The sequence below is a fragment of the Micromonospora deserti genome (assembly GCF_003236335.1).
Lineage (GTDB): Bacteria > Actinomycetota > Actinomycetes > Mycobacteriales > Micromonosporaceae > Micromonospora > Micromonospora deserti.
In genome coordinates this window covers 26,907-42,603 of sequence record NZ_POUB01000013.1, presented here as the reverse complement: position 1 = coordinate 42,603, position 15,697 = coordinate 26,907, and the positions used below count along the sequence as shown (strand labels likewise).

Genomic DNA, 15,697 nt, shown 5'->3' with positions numbered 1-15,697 from the left:
CGGCGGCATACCCGCTGCGGCGGCGGCTCACGCTACCTCTGCTGGCCCTACTTTGGCTCCTCAGCTGGGGTTTGGCTCCGCAGCCCGGGCCGCGGGCGGACGGCCGGTACGCGAGCTCAGCGCTGTTGAACGGCGCGTCCGGCGTCGCGCGCGCCGGAAACGTTACGTCCACCCCCCGGCGGGGCGGGTCCGCCCTGCTCCGGAGGTCCGTGCCCGGCGGGGCGGAAATCCGGGCAGGCGCGGGCGCGTCCAGCGCTGCCTTAAGTGCCCTTCCGGGAGCCTCCGGCGCTGCTTGTCCGCCCTTGACCGCTTGGTTACCTTCCCGTACCAACCCCCCTCGGCATCAACCGCCGCGCCCGGGCTACCACCCGGTCGCACGCGTCGCGGCCAGCAGGAACGGATTGGTACATGGCCGACCAGAATGTGCCACCACGTCGACGGCGGGACGACCGCGGATGGGACGGGCGACAGCACCCCACCGCCGACGGGCATCGCGAACCGGCAGCCGCAGCAGACATGGGGCTGCGGCTCTCGCTGGTTCTGAGCCAGCTCTATCTGGTCGGGCAGGGTGGCTGGTATGGGATGTCAGGCAGGTGTGTGCGCCATTCTTGTTCGGTGATGGGGTCGCCGATGGTTGCACAGACTCGGTCGGTCACTGTGTCGACGTTGAGGTGCCATAGGTGCACGGCGCCTGCGATGCTGCTTGCCGCGAGCAGTTCGCCGCCGGGATGGATATCGAGGGCGTGCACGGGCCCGGCGGAAGGTGTGAGGGCGGCGTAGCGTGACGGCGCTCGCGGGTCTGTCACGTCGAAGAGCCGGAGCGTGCCGTTGGCGTCTGTTGCTGCCACGGTTGTCCCGTCGGGGAGGAAGACAAGTTCCGGAACCTCGTTGACGGGCTCGGTGATAGGTCTGCCGACGGGGGTCGGGTCGCGGGGGTCGCTGATGTCCCACAGCTTGATGACCCCTTCCCCGCCCGCGACCGCCAGGAGCCCACTGTCCGGGCTGAAGGCGCCCCATCGAGGGTCGCGGTCGAACCCATCCAGGACGGCGATCCGACGTGGTTCGCCGGGGTTGGTGACGTCGTACAGGTGGACCCGTTGGTCGGCGGCAGCGGCCGCGAGCAGGGTCTGATCGGCGTTCCACGTGAGCCCGAGCACCGCTCCGTCCGGCTCGTCGGCCGTAGCGATCTTTCGCGGCCGGCGTGGATCGGTGACGTCGAACAGCCGTAGCTGACTGTCGTCGCCGCCGGTGGCGAGCAGGCGCCCGTCCGGGCTGAAGGCCATGTTCTGCACGAGGCCATCGGTGTCGGCTCCGAACGTGCTTGCTGGTTTCGTCTTGCCGGGTTCGGCCAGGTCGAAGAGCCGAACGTCGCCGGTGGTGTAGCTGCGGGCCAGCAGGGATCCATCCGGTGCGATGTCTCCGTTGCCGATCGATTGGAGGTCGTGGTCGACGATGACATGCACGGGTTCGTCGAGGCTTGTGGAGGATCCATCGAGCTTCCACACGGTGGCTTCGTTTTCGGAGAATGCGGCGAGGTCGCCGCTCTGGGATGCGAATTTGGTGCTGAAAACCCGTCCGCTGAGTTGGGTGGGAATGCGCGCGTTGAGGTCCCAGACCCGTGTCGTTCCGTCGAGAGTGGCGGTGACGAGGGTGCTGTCGTTGGTGAAGCTGGCGCGCCACACCACGTTCGGGTGGGGCAGGTCAGCGCGGGTCTCCCAGGTGTCGGTGTCCCAGACACGGACGACGGATTCGGAGGTGGCAGCGACGAACAAGGTGCCGTCCGGGCTGAACGCACCTGCGTTGACCCAGCTGTCGAACTTCGAGTCGGTCACCTCGAGTTGCTCGGGTTCGGCGGGGTCGGTGATATCCCAGGCCGATACCGTACGCCCGAACATGGTGCCTGCGGCCAGCAGGTGGCCGTCAGGGCTGAAGGACACCGTCGAAACGCGTCCCTGCCCGCCGGCCAGTTCCGCGATCGGATTCGGTTTGCCGGTCAGGTCCCACAGTTCGACGACGGCAGTGTCGTTGCCGAAGGCCAGCAGGTCACCTCGCGGTCCGTAGGCGATGCTGCGGAGGCTGCCCGCCGCGGCGATCGGGGGTAGTTCCGCTGGCGCCGTCGCATCGCTGATGTTCCAGCGGTGCACATTGTCGGTCTCCCCGACGGCGGCCAGCTCGGTCCCGTCCGGGTTGATGGCCAAGTGTTGTACGTTCTCGGGCCCGGACAGGGTGCCGAGGCGTTGGGGTCTGGCAGGGTCGGCGACATCCCAGAGGGCGATGCGGTTCGTGGTGTCCTGGGCAGCCAGGATGTCACCGGCGGGTGTCAGGGCGAGGGCGTAGCTCTCCCAGGAGTCGAGGCCGCCGCCGGCCAGCTCGATCCGGCCCGCAGGTTCGAGCGTGCTGTCGGAGGGCCGGTACAGCGTGGTCGCGGCTTCTTGGGCGTCGCTGACGGCGACGAGCGAGCCGGAACCCGATACTGCCAGCGCCGGGTAGCCGGTGCCGCCCTGGTAGCGCGCAGAGACCCCGTCGGCGGCCAGATCGAGCAGCGCGGAGCGAGCGTCAGCGGTGGGGGCGATCCGGAATCCGGCGATCGCGAGTTGTACGGCGATGCCGGGATCATCCGTGGCGAGTTGCCGTGCGGTCACCGCCATCTGCCGGGACAGCGCCTCGTCGCGTGCCGCGGCGGCATCCTGACGTGCTGCGGCGAACAGACCGGCGAACGCGGTTGCCAGCAGGGCGAGGGCCGTCATCACGATGGCGAGCAGACGCAATCGCAGGTTCCGCCGCCGCCGCGCCCGAACGCTTGCGGTCAGGAACTCACGCTCATCGTTACTCAGCAGCGCAGGCCCCGCGCCTGCGTCGTCCAGCAATGGCTCCATGGCCTCGAGCCGCGGCCCGCGCGCGAGTTCGGCCGCGTCGCGGCCACCTGCCGTCCAGGTACGGGCCCTTTCGCAGACGAGGCGGTGCACGCGGAGCCCTTCGCGGGCCTCGTCGATCCACGCGCGCAGCCGCGGCCACTGCACAAGCAGGGACTCGTGGCTGATCTCCACGGTCTCGGCGTCGGCTGTGAGGAGCCGGTGCGTGACGAACGTGTCCAGCACCTCGGCCAGGTCGTCGGTCTCGGCGTCGGAGCGCGCCGAGAACAGCGCATCGAGGTCGAGGCGGCGGCGGGTGTGCGCAATCCCCGTGATCTCCACGTCGACGTGGACCATGCTCAGGAACAGCCGTCGCGCCACCTGCTGCTGCGCTGGTGTCAGCCCGTCGTAGACCGAGTCCGCGGTGCGTGCGATCGCGCCGGCCAAACCCCCGGTCGCCAGGTAGGAGTCGATGCTCAGGACGCCGCCGCTGGACCGGCCCTCCGTCGCGTGGACGTAGGTTCCGCGCAGCGCATGGCAGAGCATGGGAAGGGCGCCTGGCTCGTGGGCCACCCCGGTCCGGTGCCCGCCAGGCGGGGCCACGTCGCGCACCAGCCGCTCCACGAGAGCCCCGTCGATCGTGCATCCCGTGCCCTGGACAGGCCCGGTGATCGCCTCCCGCAGTTCGGCCTCCGTCATCGGCGGGACGATCAACTGCGCCCGCCGGAGCGAGGCCGCCAGCTCCGGCAGGCGCAGGGCGCGGTCGTAGAAATCCGCGCGCAGTCCCAACACGACCACGGCGACCTGCGGCTTCCCGTCGCCGCCGCTGCTATCGCTCGCTGCCGCCAGAGCCGCGAGCAGCATCCGGCGCTGAGCGTCGTCGACTTCGGTTGCGAAGATCTCCTCCAGCTGATCCACAACGATCAGCACCCGACGACCAGCGCGGCGCGCGAACCGCGCGCTCGCCGCTGGGTCTGCTGTCAGCTCGGCGTGCAGCTCCTGCGCGCTCCCGCCGCACTCCGGGGCGTATGCCTCGGCCAGCGCGTGCAGCGGTGATTTCCCCGGCGTCAGCAACAGCGGAGACCAGCCGTCGCCGGCGGCCGCAGGGATGAGCCCAGCCCTGATCAGTGACGACTTGCCCGCGCCGGACGGCCCTACCACGACCAGCGGCCCGCCTACGACCGCCTGCCCGGCGACCCTGTCGAATAGCTCGCGTGTCAACGCGGCGCGCCCGAAGAAGAACCGGGCTTCGTCGGTGCCGAACGGGCGCAGCCCGGGGTACGGGTTGGCCGCGTCCACGGTTTTGGCCCCCCGCCGTAGCCGATCCGCAGCCACCACCCAGGCGTCGAGCTCCTCGTCGGTGGTGACCCCGAGCGCGCGCAACAGCGCACGGAACTCCTTGCCGATCCCTTGCTGCGGTAGGTGCCGACCCTTGCAGTAGCCGTTGATGGTGCTGAACCCGAGCCCGCTGGCGTCGGCCAGCTGCCGCAGCGACCGGCCGGAGCGTTGCTTCAGCTTTAGTAATGCGGCGCCGAGGTCTGCTGCGGTGACGAAATTGGTCGGTTCTGCGCTCTGGTTGTCGCTGTCGGCGAGGTCGTCGGCCACCGAAACTACCTCCCCCTATGCCTGACCGTGAGTATGCACCGTCGCTCGCTGCTGACGAGATCTCTGATTCTGCCCGAGCTGACGCTACGGCGGTTGGCCGCTTCCGCGGCCCAGCGATCATCGACCAGAGGCCCGTGTTGGCTCCCCAGTGCCTGTGCGAGATCGTGCGAGACCCTCGTCGGATGTTGTGCGCTCCGTAAACCGCATCCGATGGTTGTGAGGTCCAGCTAATGAAACCAGCTCGCACGACGGGGAGCTCCAACTGGCTACCGACGGACAGGGGCCCGCGGCGGGAGCCCTTCTTCGTGGCTTCAGGTCAGCCGTCTGGCTAGGCCAATCAGGAGCGGCGGCTGACGTGCTGGGTTGGGATCTCGGCAGGCGCCACCGTTGTCGGTAGCTATAACTGGAGGTACGTGGTGAAGAAGAAGGTCCCACAGGCGATTGCGGCTGTGGCGATGATGTTGCTGGCCAGTTTCGCGGTCGTTTTTGTTACGTCGACGCCGGCCCAGGCGGCGACCTGTTCCGGCACCAGTTGTGTCGGCAAGAGCCCGCGCACTACCGGGTGCGACAGGGATGGCGAAAGAGTCAGGTCGATCTACTTCGATGAGGGGTATCGGTCCTTGAGTCTTGTCAGGTCCAAGGCCTGTAGGGCTATGTGGGCTCTATATGTCAACAACAACTCCTTCGGGCCCAACTGCTGGACATGGAGCGAGAAGCTCACCGTCAGGCGCCAGCTGTGGACTCCGTATGGCTGGGCAACGCATAGCACGGGGAGTAAGACCGTCAGTGCCGACTGCGTAAGCCGCCAGTGGACGACGATGCTGCTCAATACCGCCGACGACCGTCACCGTGCGGAGTTGACATGGCCCGGTGGAACGAAGAGGACCACCTGGTTTGGCTAGCACTCGCGTTGTCAACCGCGTGTAGGCGCTGAGTTCCGGGGCTGGTGAGTCAGCGATGACCGCGGCTGACTCGCCGGCCCGTCGGTCCGTGGCGCCGCGCAGATTCCCAGGGTGTCGCGGGCCGAACAATGAGATTCAACGTTGAACGATATCTCTTTCAGGTCAATTGGGGTATGACGATGCGTTCTCGTGTGTGGATCCGGACATCCGGAAGGCTGAACGCGGTCCCTGCCGTCATTATGTTGACGCTCACCTTGGTTTCGGGCATGCCGAACCCGGAGGGAGGTTCTGTCGCCGCTGCCACGAGTGCACAGAACTCAGATGCGGTGGAGTTGGGGTCGTCTGTGGAGCCGGCCGACCGGGATCGAGTTCTGCCGCACGGTTGGCGGTCCTCCAATGACCTGGCATGGACGACCGCCGGGGATTCCACGGGCTTCCATCTGCTTGTGGCCGAGGCGAGGTCCGGGTACGCGTGGCGGACCGTTGCCAGCTTGTGGGAGCCCGGGTTCGACACAGACCGCTGGATCGGCAATGTGTGCCTGACCGGCTCGGGCAAGCGCGCTGTCGTCGCGTACGCCCCGCGCCAGTTCACCAACCGGCCGGAGTTGTTCACCCACGGCGCGTTCGCGGCGGTGGTCGACATCGCGTCGGGGAAGGTGCGCAAGCTCGGTCTGGGAGTCAGCCTGGCATATTTCAATCCAGGCTGTGGGACGGGTGAGGAAGCCGTGCTGACGCAGAACGGCGACGACCGGGTGGGGCGCACTCGGCTGCACTGGCTGGACACCGCCACCGGCCGCATCGGGTGGAAGGCCGAGTTGCGCGGCGACGCCACGTCCGCTGTGCCGGTGGGTGAACGCATCGTGACCGTCACAGAGGACGGTCTGGTCGCGGTCCATCCCTCCGGCAAGCGTGAAACGCTGGTCAAGGGCGCGGCGTTCCGGATGCACCCGGACGCCCGCGGCGGCCTGGTGTTCATGCGCCAGGACGGTGACGACGCGGTGGTGTACGGGCATCATGGCGGCCGCACCGTCGAGTTCGCTCGCGGCCCGATCACGAACGTCAACGTCACTCCGGGCACCCATGGCCGAGTGTTCATCACCGGGGACGCGCGCAAGTCACGAGCGCTGCCGGCGCGGGTCACCCAGATTCCCGCGAACGCCGACGCTGAGGTGTCCACCCACGGCGCGCTGGTGTTCGACCACGTGGTGCCCGCGCCTGGTGACCGGGCCCAGCCTGGGGTGGTTGCGGCGCGACCCGATGCCGCGATGCCGGTGCGGTTGAGGGCCACGGCGACCGAGACCGACCGCAGCGTTGGGTTCATGGTATTCCCCGGCGAGCGTCCGGCTCGATACCTCGCTCAGGGTGCCGCACCAAGTCCCGCGCTGCCCTCCGGTGGCGGGCAGGAGTCGACCGAGTCCGCGTCGGCGACGAACCCTGTCGACGAGGACCGCACCTGCGCCGTGCCCCGCAACGACGCGCGAACCCAGGTGTACCAGCCGCATTGGAAGCAGGTGGAGTGGGCGGCCAACCTGGCCGTGCAGGACGCCCTGTACATCACCCGGCCGGACAACTGGAAGAAGTCGGGCGTCGCCGGGCCGTGGCAGCCGCAGGCGATGTTCAAAGCGCCCCCGTTGCGGGGCGGAGGGCGGGTTCCGGCGCAGGTGATGCTGGGCATCCTTGCCCAGGAGTCGAACCTGTGGCAGGCCACGGGACGAGCGCTGCCAGGGGTGACGGGGAATCCCCTCGTGGGCAACTTCTACGGGCTGACGTACTCCAACCCGGGCGTCGACTACTTCAAGATTGACTGGAGTCGCTCCGACTGCGGATACGGCGTCGCGCAGGTCACAGACGGGATGCGGCGTGATGCCGCCAAGCCCACAGCCAACGAGAAGCGGGCCATCGCGATGGACTACGCGACCAACATCGCGGCCGGACTGCAGATCCTTCACAAGAAGTGGAACCAGCTTTACGATGCCGGAATCGTCATCGACGACGGCGACCCGCAGTACATAGAGAACTGGTTCGCCGCCGTCTGGGCCTACAACTCGGGCGTGAACCCACAGGCCAACACGGGGAACACCTCGGGGTGCACCCCCGGTCCGAACTGCACGGACGGCGAAGGTAACTGGGGTCTCGGCTGGACCAACAACCCGGCCAGAGAACTCTACCCCCGCAACCGGACGGGGTTTTTGGACGACGGCACCGGTAAACCTCACTACGACGACGCGCGCCACCCGCAACACTGGCCATACCCGGAGAAGGTGATGGGCTGGGCGGCTCACCCCATCATCAAGTATGAACTCGACGGCTCGTATTCGGGCGGCTACAAGTGGGCCACCTGGTCCACCGACGGGCATCGAGCCAGCGTCAAACCGCCGCCCGACAGGTTCTGCCAGTACGGCGGAATGACGGATAACCACTGCAACGCCGTCTACAGCCAACCGTGCCTGCATCCGGACTTCCACTGCTGGTGGCACTGGAGCAACTTTTGGAAGTTGTGTTCTTACGGGGGATGTGGAACGGAGCGGCTCGCATACAAACCCGGCGATCCGGAGCCGCCGGGGGTGGAGAACTACGCACCGGCCTGTTCGACCTACGGGCTACCCGCGAACGCACTCGTGATCGACGACGTGCCTGACTCGGTGCCGATCGTGCGGCCGGGCTGCAGCCGCGCGACCAGCAACGCCGGCACATTCGGCCTGCGGTTCAGCGCCGACGCGGAGGGTTACTACCGCAGCAAGGTGGACTTCCACCAGATCGGCGGCGGGTACCACGGGCATTTCTGGTTCGCGCACAATCGGGTGCACGAGGAAGACCGCGCCCGGGTCATGCAGGTGGAAGGCACCTGGACGCTAAACCAGCAGGTCAACGGATGGATGCGGGTCCTGGTCCACATGCCCGACCATGGCGCGCGCACCCAGCAGGCGCCGTACACAGTGCATCTGGGCGACGGGATAACCAAGACCCGCGCCGTGCCGCAGAAGACAAAGGCGCACACGTGGGTGCCACTGGGGGCGTTCAAGTTCGCCGGCACGCCGAAGGTGTCCCTGACAAACGTCGACCAGATCGGCGGCGCCCGCGAGAACGTGGCCTTCGATGCGGTCGCGTTTCAGCCGCTGCCGGGCAAGCCCAGGCATCAGATCGTCGCGATGGGCGACTCGTTCTCCGCCGGGGAGGGCGCCGCCCAACATCCGCACCTTGACTACTACCGGGAAACAAACGACAACGGCGACGGCAACCCCGACTACCGGAATGGCTGCCACCGGTCGCTTCACTCCTGGTCACGCCAGGCCAAGCTGTCCGACAGCGCACGCTCCATCGGATACCGTGCGGACGATTGGGACGCCAGCATGGACTTCCACTTCATCGCCTGCTCGGGCGCGGAGACCGAAAATATGCTGCCGCCCGGCGTCGCAAACGAGTTCGGGGAATACGGGCAGGGCCAGCACCGCGAACTGTCCCAGTTCGACAAGGGATTCCTGGACGAGAACACCACCCTTGTGACCTTCTCGATCGGCGGCAACGATGCACGGTTCGTGGATGTCCTCATCCACTGCATCACTCACGCCAAATGTCACGCCACCACGTACCAGGACGATGGTGAGCCGCTCGATGCGGCAACCCGAAAACGGATATCCGGCGACGTGAAGGAGTCTGTCCGGAAGGTCGTGCGGAATATCCACGAGGCGGCCCCGAAAGCGAAGATAGTGTTGATGGGCTATCCCCGTCTCTTCGACGGAATCAGCCCCACCGCCTACTGTCTCAACACTCTGGAGCCCGAGGAGATCGCCTGGATCCACGACATGGTCGCACTCATGAACGATGAACTACTCGACATCGCCCGATCGCTCAGGACGCTTGAGGGCATCCCGGCGGAGATGGCCGACCCGCGGATCGCGTTCCTGAACCGAGGTGCCTGCACGGCGGCCGGTGAGTCCGCCGAGGCCATCCACAGGATCATCCTGGAGAAGACGGAGGGCGAGAAGCCCGGGCCCCGGCCCTCCCAGCAGTCGATTCACCCGAATATCGCCGGCGCCGGGCTGTATGCCCGAGCGTTCGAAGCCACCCTGCTCTCGATGGGCTTGTAGTACGGCAGCCGCACATAAACTGATCATGATGTTCGGCGTCGTAGACCCGGACGGCGGCCGGCTCGTCACCGTCGAGGGCGGCGAGCCGGTCGGTAACGCCACCCGGCTCGCGCTCGGTTGACCCGGTCCGGCGGGGTCACCGGATCGACCGGTGGGTGCCGGCGGGGCGGGAGCCGGCGGGCCGGGGCCGGCCCGGGCGGGAACCGGCCGGTCGGGTGCCGGCCCAGCGGTGTCGCGGCCTGCCCTGCCGGGGCGGCTCGGCGCCGTCTGGCTGGCGCGTGGTGTCGTCGGTGGACATGGAACCCCCGCTCCTGGCGCCCTGCGCGCTCTCGGTCTGCTCAACGAGCAGCCACCGCCGGGCGTCGCTGCCCCGCGACTCACATCCCCCGGCGGGGCAGCGGCAGGTGCCCGGGGAGCAGGTCGGAGGTGAGGGTCACCCCGCTGTCCCGCAGCGCGTCGATCAGCGTGTTCTGCACCAGGTAGGAGTCGGGCAGCTGCCAGCGGGCCTGCTCGGGGGCGACCGCCCAGCGGACCGTGCCTTCGGGCAGCCGGGTTGGGGGCGCCGGGATCCACGAGCCGGGACCGTGCCGGACCACGTGAAAGCAGTGGTCCAGTTCGGGCCGGAGCGGGTCGCCCGGGCGGACCAGGAACATCCAGCGTCCGGTCGGGGTAACCAGCACGGGCCCGCGTACGCCGACGCCCGCGGGGTGGGTCCCCACCGCGTCCAGGACCTGCCGGCCGAGGTGCGCGGGCACTTCCAGCACGTCGAACGCCCGGCCGGTGGGCAGCAGCACGCCGTGCGGCCGAGTCCGCCACCAGGTGGCCACCCGGGCCGGGTCGGCGCTCGCCGCGTGCTCCCAGTTCTCCAGTGCGGGGTGGCAGCCGACCGTCGGGCAGCCGGCCCGGCCGCAGACGAAGCGGCTGCGGGCGAGGCACGCGCCCGGGGTGACCGCCCAGCCGTGCACCGCGTACCGCACGGCGACCCGGCGCAGCCGCACCCGCTCCAATGGCGACAGTTGCGCGACGCGCGGTCCGACATTCCCCCACATGTGTGCCATCTCCCCTCGCCGGACCCGGTCGGCGCCCAGGTCCCATGTCGAGCACCGTCACTGCCGTAACCCGCGATCGTTGAGTTGACGAACGGCTGATGCAACTTGCACGAAAACTACGAGAACTGGCTGTATGGCTGACGTACAGGCTGTGCGACCAGCGAAAACCTGAGACCGCGGGAGTGCCGCGTCCGCGCCGACCGCTTCGGCCGCCCGGTCGGGGCGCCAGCCCAGGGGAGGGATGGGGAGATGGACGAGTTACCCATTGGGCGGCGGGTCGCCTACTGGCGCGGGCGGCGCAAGATGTCGCAGCAGGTCTTCGCGGACCGGTTGGGCAAGTCGAAGAGCTGGGTGGACAAGGTCGAGCGCGGGGTGCGCCGGCTGGACAAGTTCTCCGTCGTCTACGAGATCGCCGACATCCTCCAGGTCGACGTGCAACTGCTGCTCGGCAAGGACCCGGAGCGGCGTACCGACGCGTTGAACTGCATCGACCAGGTCGAGGTCCAGGAGATCCGGGCCGCCCTGGAGCGGTACGACTCGATGAGCGCCTACTTCGACGCGGCGCCGTACCCGCCCCCGCTGACCGACATGCGCAAGGCCGTCAACCACGCCTGGCTCACCTACCAGTACGGCCGCTACGGCATGCTCACCCGGGCCCTGCCCAAGCTGCTGCGGGACGCGCAGGCCGCCGACGCCGGCTACCGCGGCGACCAGGCCCGCGAGGCGGCCCACCTGCTCGGGCAGGTCTACCAGATCGCCTCCTCGGTGCTGCGCAAGCTGGGCGAGTGCGACCTGGCCTGGCTGGCCGCCGACCGGTCGATGGCCGTCGCCCAGCGCGCCGACGACCCGCTGCTCGCCGGCATCGCCACCACCCGGGTCTGCAACGCCCTGGTCGCGATGGGCCGGGCCCGCCCCGCCCTCGAACTGAACGTCACCATCGCCAACCGGCTCGCCCCCGGGGGTGGCAACGACGCCTCGCCGGCGCGCCTGTCGGTGTACGGGATGCTGCTGTTGCAGGGCGCGATGGCCGCCGCCCGGATCGGCGACTCGGCCACCGTGGACGACCTCATCAACGGTGCCCAGGAGGCGGCCATCCTGCTCGGCGGCGACCAGAACCACTACTGGACCTCGTTCGGCCCGACCAACCTGGAGTTGCACCGGGCGGCCGCGGCGGTCGAGCTGGGCGACGGCGGCCGGGCGGTGGAGGTCCACCAGCAGTGCATCCAGGAGCCGTCGTTCAACGCGTTGCTGCCCGAGCGGCGGGCCCACCACCTGCTCGACATCGCACGGGGCTTCGCCCAGATCGGCGACGTGGCCAACGCCGGTGAGATGCTGCTACGCGGCGACCGGCTGGCCCCGTCGGAGATCCGTTGCCGGCCGATCGCCCACGAGGTGATGTCCGACATCCTGCGTCGCACACGTGGTGCGCCGCCTTCTCCGATCGCGGAGTTGGCTGAGCACATGGGAGTAGGGGTATGAGCGCGGAGTCGGCCTGATGACCGGCCCGCACCCGAACGAGCGCCGTGAGGTGCTCTACGTGATCGCCTGTGGTTCGCCGCTGGCCCGCCACGTCGGCCGGCTCGTCGAACTGGCCCAGCAGGACGGCTGGCAGGTCTGCGTGGTCACCACGCCGGACGGCGCCAAGTTCGTCGACCGCACCGCGCTGGCCCGCCAGACCGGCCACCCGGTGCGCACGCACTACAAGAACCCGGGCGACCCGGACGTGCTGCCGCCGGCCGATGCCATGATCGTCTGCCCGGCGACCGTCAACACGGTCAACAAGTGGGCGGCCGGGATCACCGACACACTCGCCCTGGGCCTGTTGGTGGAGGCGCAGGGCATGGGCGTGCCGCTGGTGGCGGTGCCGTACACCAACGTGGCGATGGCCGCCCACCCGGCCTTCCGGGCAGGGCTGGCCCGGCTGGTCGAGTGGGGGGTGACCGTGCTCTTCGGCGACCACGTCGTGCCGCTGCACCCGCCCGGCACCGGCGAGCGCCACCTGCACACCTTCCCGTGGGGGATCGGCCTGGCCGCGGTACGGGACCGGCTCTGCCCGGTCGGCCCCGCCGCGGCCTGAGCACCGCCCCCCGCGGAACGCCGCTGCGGGGGCGACGGCGAACCGACGGTGGCGCCGCGGCTTCGGGTGGCGACGCCCCCGGCCACGGCCCGCGCCGGTAAGCTGGCCCGCCGTGAGCACAAGCGCAGTTCTGCCGACCGTCGCCGACGTGGTGGCCGAGCTGGAGCGGCGCTACCCGCCGGCCTGGGCGGAGCAGTGGGACCGGGTCGGGCTGGTACTCGGCGAGCCGCGCGCGCCGGTACGCCGGGTCCTCTGCGTGGTCGACGTGGTGCCCGGGACGGTCGTCGAGGCCCTCGCCGCCGGCGTCGACATGATCGTCGCCCACCACCCGCTGCTGCTGCGCGGGGTCTCCTCGGTGGCCCCGACGACGTACAAGGGGCGGATCGTCCACCAGCTGATCAAGGCCGATGTGGCGCTCTACGTCGCGCACACCAACGCCGACGTGGCCGACCCCGGCGTCTCCGACGCCCTCGCCGCCCGGTTCGGGCTGGCCGGGCTGCGCCCGCTGCACCGGCCCGCGCCCGGGTCGGCGGCGCACGGCGCCGGCCGGGGCATCGGCCGGATCGGTGAGCTGCCTGAGCCGATGACCCTCGCCGAGCTGGCCCGGCACGCCGCCGCCGTGCTGCCCCCCACGGCGTGGGGGGTCCGCGCCGCCGGCGATCCCCGGCGTACAGTGCGTACCCTCGCGGTCAGCGGCGGATCGGGGGACGGCTTCCTCGCCGACGCGACCGCGGCCGGCGCGGACGCCTACCTCACCGCCGACCTGCGCCACCACCCGGCCGGCGAGCACCTCGCCGCCGACGGCCCCGCCCTGCTCGACGCTGCCCACTGGGCGACCGAGCGACCCTGGCTGGACGATCTGGCCGCCCACCTGCGGGAGGCGCCCGGTGTCGAGACCCTCGTGTCCGACCTGGACACCGATCCGTGGACCGTACACGCCGCCTCGCCGGCAGCGGACGACAAGGAGCCCCGACGTGAAGGCTGACCCGCAGGTCCAGCGCCGCCTGCTCGACCTCCAGGCGATCGACACCGCCCTCGCCCAGCTCGCCCACCGCCGCCGTGCGCTGCCCGAGCGGGCCGAGCTGGAGGCGCTGGCCCGGGAGCTGTCCGCGCTGGAGGACGAGCGGGTACGCGCCCAGGTGGCGGTCGACGATCTGGACCGGGACATCGCCCGGCTGGAGAAGGACATCGACCAGGTCCGGGCCCGCAAGAGCAAGGACGAGGCCCGGCTCGCCGCCGGCACCGGCCCGGCCCGGGAGCTGGAGGCGTTGCAGCACGAACTGGTCTCGCTCAACCGCCGCCAGGGCGACCTGGAGGACGCCGAGCTGGAGCTGATGGAGCAGCGGGAGACCGCGCAGGCCGCGCTGGACGGGGTCGAGCGCCGGCTGGCCGAGGCCCGGGAGAAGCGGGCGGCCACCGAGCGGCGCCGCGACGACGCCCTGGCCGAGATCGGCAAGGAGGAGGAGTTCAAGCGGAGCGCCCGCCGGCCGCTCGCCGCCGACCTCCCGGCGGACCTGGTCTCCCTCTACGACCGGATCCGCGAGGAGAGCGGGCTCGGCGCGGCGCTGCTCACCGCCAGCCGGTGCGGCGGCTGCCGGCTGGAACTCTCCGGCGCCGACCTGGCCCGGATCCGCAAGGCGGCGCCCGACGAGGTGGTCCGCTGCGAGGAGTGCCGCCGGATCATGGTGCGGACCAACGAGTCCGGCCTGTAGCCGATGGCGCCGCGCGTGGTCGTCGTCGAGGCCGACGGCGGGTCCCGGGGCAACCCGGGCCCAGCCGGCTACGGCGCGGTGGTCCGCGACCCGGAGACCGGCGAGGTGCTCGCCGAACGCTCCGAGTCGATCGGGGTGGCCACCAACAACATCGCCGAGTACCGGGGGCTGATCGCCGGGCTGGAGGCCGCCGCCGAGCTGGGCGCGTCCGAGGTCGAGGCCCGGTTGGACTCCAAGCTGGTGGTCGAGCAGATGTGCGGCCGCTGGCAGATCAAGCACCCGGGGTTGCGGCCCCTCGCCGCGCAGGCGGCCGGGCTGGTGGCGCGCTTCGCCGCGGTCCGGTTCAGCTGGATCCCGCGGGAACGCAACCGGCACGCCGACGCCCTCGCGAACGCGGCGATGGACGTCGCCGCCGGTAAGGCCCCGGCGGCCCGGGCCGCCGTGGAGCCGCCCCGGGTGGTGGAGCCCCCGCGCCAGGTGGCCGGCCCCGACCCGGCGGCCCAGGCGCAGGCCCGCGAGGCGGTCGTCCGCGCGGCGACCGAGCGCACCACCGGCACCGACCCGGCGACGGCGCCCGCCTCCTGGGAGCCCCGGCCGAGCTTCACCGCGACCCGGCTGATCCTGGTCCGGCACGGCGAGACGGAGTACACCGAGCAGCGGCGCTACTCCGGCCGCGGCGACGTGCCACTGTCGGAGCGCGGCCGGGCCCAGGCCCGGGCCACCGGCGCCCGGGTGGCCGCGCTGGCCCCGGCCGTCGCGGCCGTGGTCAGCTCCCCGCTGGCCCGCTGTACGGCGACCGCGGAGGCGATCGCCGGGGCGCTCGGCGACGTGCCGGTGCGCCGCGACGACGACCTCATCGAGTGCGACTTCGGGGCCTGGGAGGGGCGTACGTTCGCCGAGGTCCGCGAGCGGTGGGCGGGCGAGATGGACGCCTGGCTCGCCTCCACCCGGGTCGCCCCGCCCGACGGCGAGTCGTTCGCCGAGGTGGCCGAGCGCAGCCGCCGGGCGGTGGCCGGGCTGCGCGAGGCGTACCCGGGGGAGACCGTCGTGGTGGTCTCGCACGTGTCGCCGATCAAGCTGATGCTGCGCGACGCCCTCGCCGCCGGCGACGGCCTCCTGCACCGGCTCTTCCTGGACGCGGCCGGCATCTCCGTGGTGGACCTGTGGCCCGACGGCGGTGTCGCGGTCCGCTCGGTCAACGACACCGCCCACCTCACCGGCCTTTGATCTGTCCCGTACCGGGTGGCCGGTCCACGAAGAATGACCGTGTTGTCCGTGTCTCCCTTCCGCGTGCGCGTGGTCGGGTGCCGCTCGGCGCAGGTGGGCGGCCGTTCGGCGCATCGGTCTTTGCCGGCCGAACGTGACCGCGTTCACAGGGCCGTAGCCTCCGGCCGTCACATGTCGATCTACGA

9 protein-coding genes are annotated in these 15,697 nt (G+C 70.4%); 7 read left to right on the top strand and 2 right to left on the bottom strand.

Annotation, left to right across the window (positions count from 1 at the left end):
• Positions 1-551: 551 nt before the first annotated feature.
• A complete protein-coding gene (locus C1I99_RS03960) occupies positions 552-4,457 on the bottom strand; it encodes an nSTAND1 domain-containing NTPase (protein WP_111132774.1) in 3,906 nt (1,301 codons plus the stop codon).
• A 455-nt stretch (positions 4,458-4,912) separates the two neighbouring features.
• Here C1I99_RS03960 and C1I99_RS34945 point away from each other — a divergent pair, with 455 nt between their 5' ends.
• Entirely contained in the window at positions 4,913-5,359 is a 447-nt protein-coding gene (locus tag C1I99_RS34945; protein WP_369122438.1) for a DUF2690 domain-containing protein, read from the top strand.
• Between the two features lie 242 nt (positions 5,360-5,601).
• Positions 5,602-9,447, top strand: coding sequence for a golvesin C-terminal-like domain-containing protein (locus C1I99_RS03950; RefSeq protein ID WP_158553953.1), 3,846 nt, complete (start codon positions 5,602-5,604; stop codon positions 9,445-9,447).
• A gap of 377 nt (positions 9,448-9,824) precedes the next feature.
• Here C1I99_RS03950 and C1I99_RS03945 read toward each other — a convergent pair whose 3' ends face one another.
• A complete protein-coding gene (locus C1I99_RS03945; protein WP_199561932.1) occupies positions 9,825-10,505 on the bottom strand; it encodes a bifunctional DNA primase/polymerase in 681 nt (226 codons plus the stop codon).
• A gap of 240 nt (positions 10,506-10,745) precedes the next feature.
• Between C1I99_RS03945 and C1I99_RS03940 the strand changes: the two genes are divergently transcribed.
• The 5 genes from C1I99_RS03940 (at position 10,746) to C1I99_RS03920 (ending at position 15,512) form a co-directional block, all read left to right on the top strand.
• The gene (locus C1I99_RS03940; RefSeq protein ID WP_111132770.1) at positions 10,746-11,975 is read left to right on the top strand and encodes a helix-turn-helix domain-containing protein; all 1,230 of its coding nucleotides are present in this window, start codon (positions 10,746-10,748) and stop codon (positions 11,973-11,975) included.
• Positions 11,976-11,991: 16 nt separating this feature from the next.
• Positions 11,992-12,573, top strand: a complete 582-nt coding sequence (locus C1I99_RS03935; RefSeq protein ID WP_111132769.1) for a flavoprotein — start codon at positions 11,992-11,994, stop codon at positions 12,571-12,573.
• Between the two features lie 148 nt (positions 12,574-12,721).
• Entirely contained in the window at positions 12,722-13,558 is an 837-nt protein-coding gene (locus C1I99_RS03930) for a Nif3-like dinuclear metal center hexameric protein (RefSeq protein WP_199561933.1), read from the top strand.
• A complete protein-coding gene (locus C1I99_RS03925; RefSeq protein ID WP_111132767.1) occupies positions 13,548-14,285 on the top strand; it encodes a zinc ribbon domain-containing protein in 738 nt (245 codons plus the stop codon). Before C1I99_RS03930 ends, C1I99_RS03925 begins: the two co-directional genes overlap by 11 nt.
• 3 nt (positions 14,286-14,288) lie before the next feature.
• Positions 14,289-15,512 carry a bifunctional RNase H/acid phosphatase gene (locus C1I99_RS03920; RefSeq protein ID WP_111132766.1) on the top strand — a complete coding sequence of 408 codons (1,224 nt, stop codon included), beginning with the start codon at positions 14,289-14,291 and terminating at the stop codon, positions 15,510-15,512.
• Positions 15,513-15,697 lie beyond the last annotated feature (185 nt).

Coding starts and splice junctions, on each gene's coding strand:
- C1I99_RS34945 (WP_369122438.1), top strand. CDS start 4,913: ATGATGTTGCTGGCCAGTTTCGCGGTCGTTTTTGTTACGTCGACGCCG.
- C1I99_RS03945 (WP_199561932.1), bottom strand. CDS start 10,505: ATGGCACACATGTGGGGGAATGTCGGACCGCGCGTCGCGCAACTGTCG.
- C1I99_RS03940 (WP_111132770.1), top strand. CDS start 10,746: ATGGACGAGTTACCCATTGGGCGGCGGGTCGCCTACTGGCGCGGGCGG.
- C1I99_RS03935 (WP_111132769.1), top strand. CDS start 11,992: ATGACCGGCCCGCACCCGAACGAGCGCCGTGAGGTGCTCTACGTGATC.
- C1I99_RS03920 (WP_111132766.1), top strand. CDS start 14,289: ATGGCGCCGCGCGTGGTCGTCGTCGAGGCCGACGGCGGGTCCCGGGGC.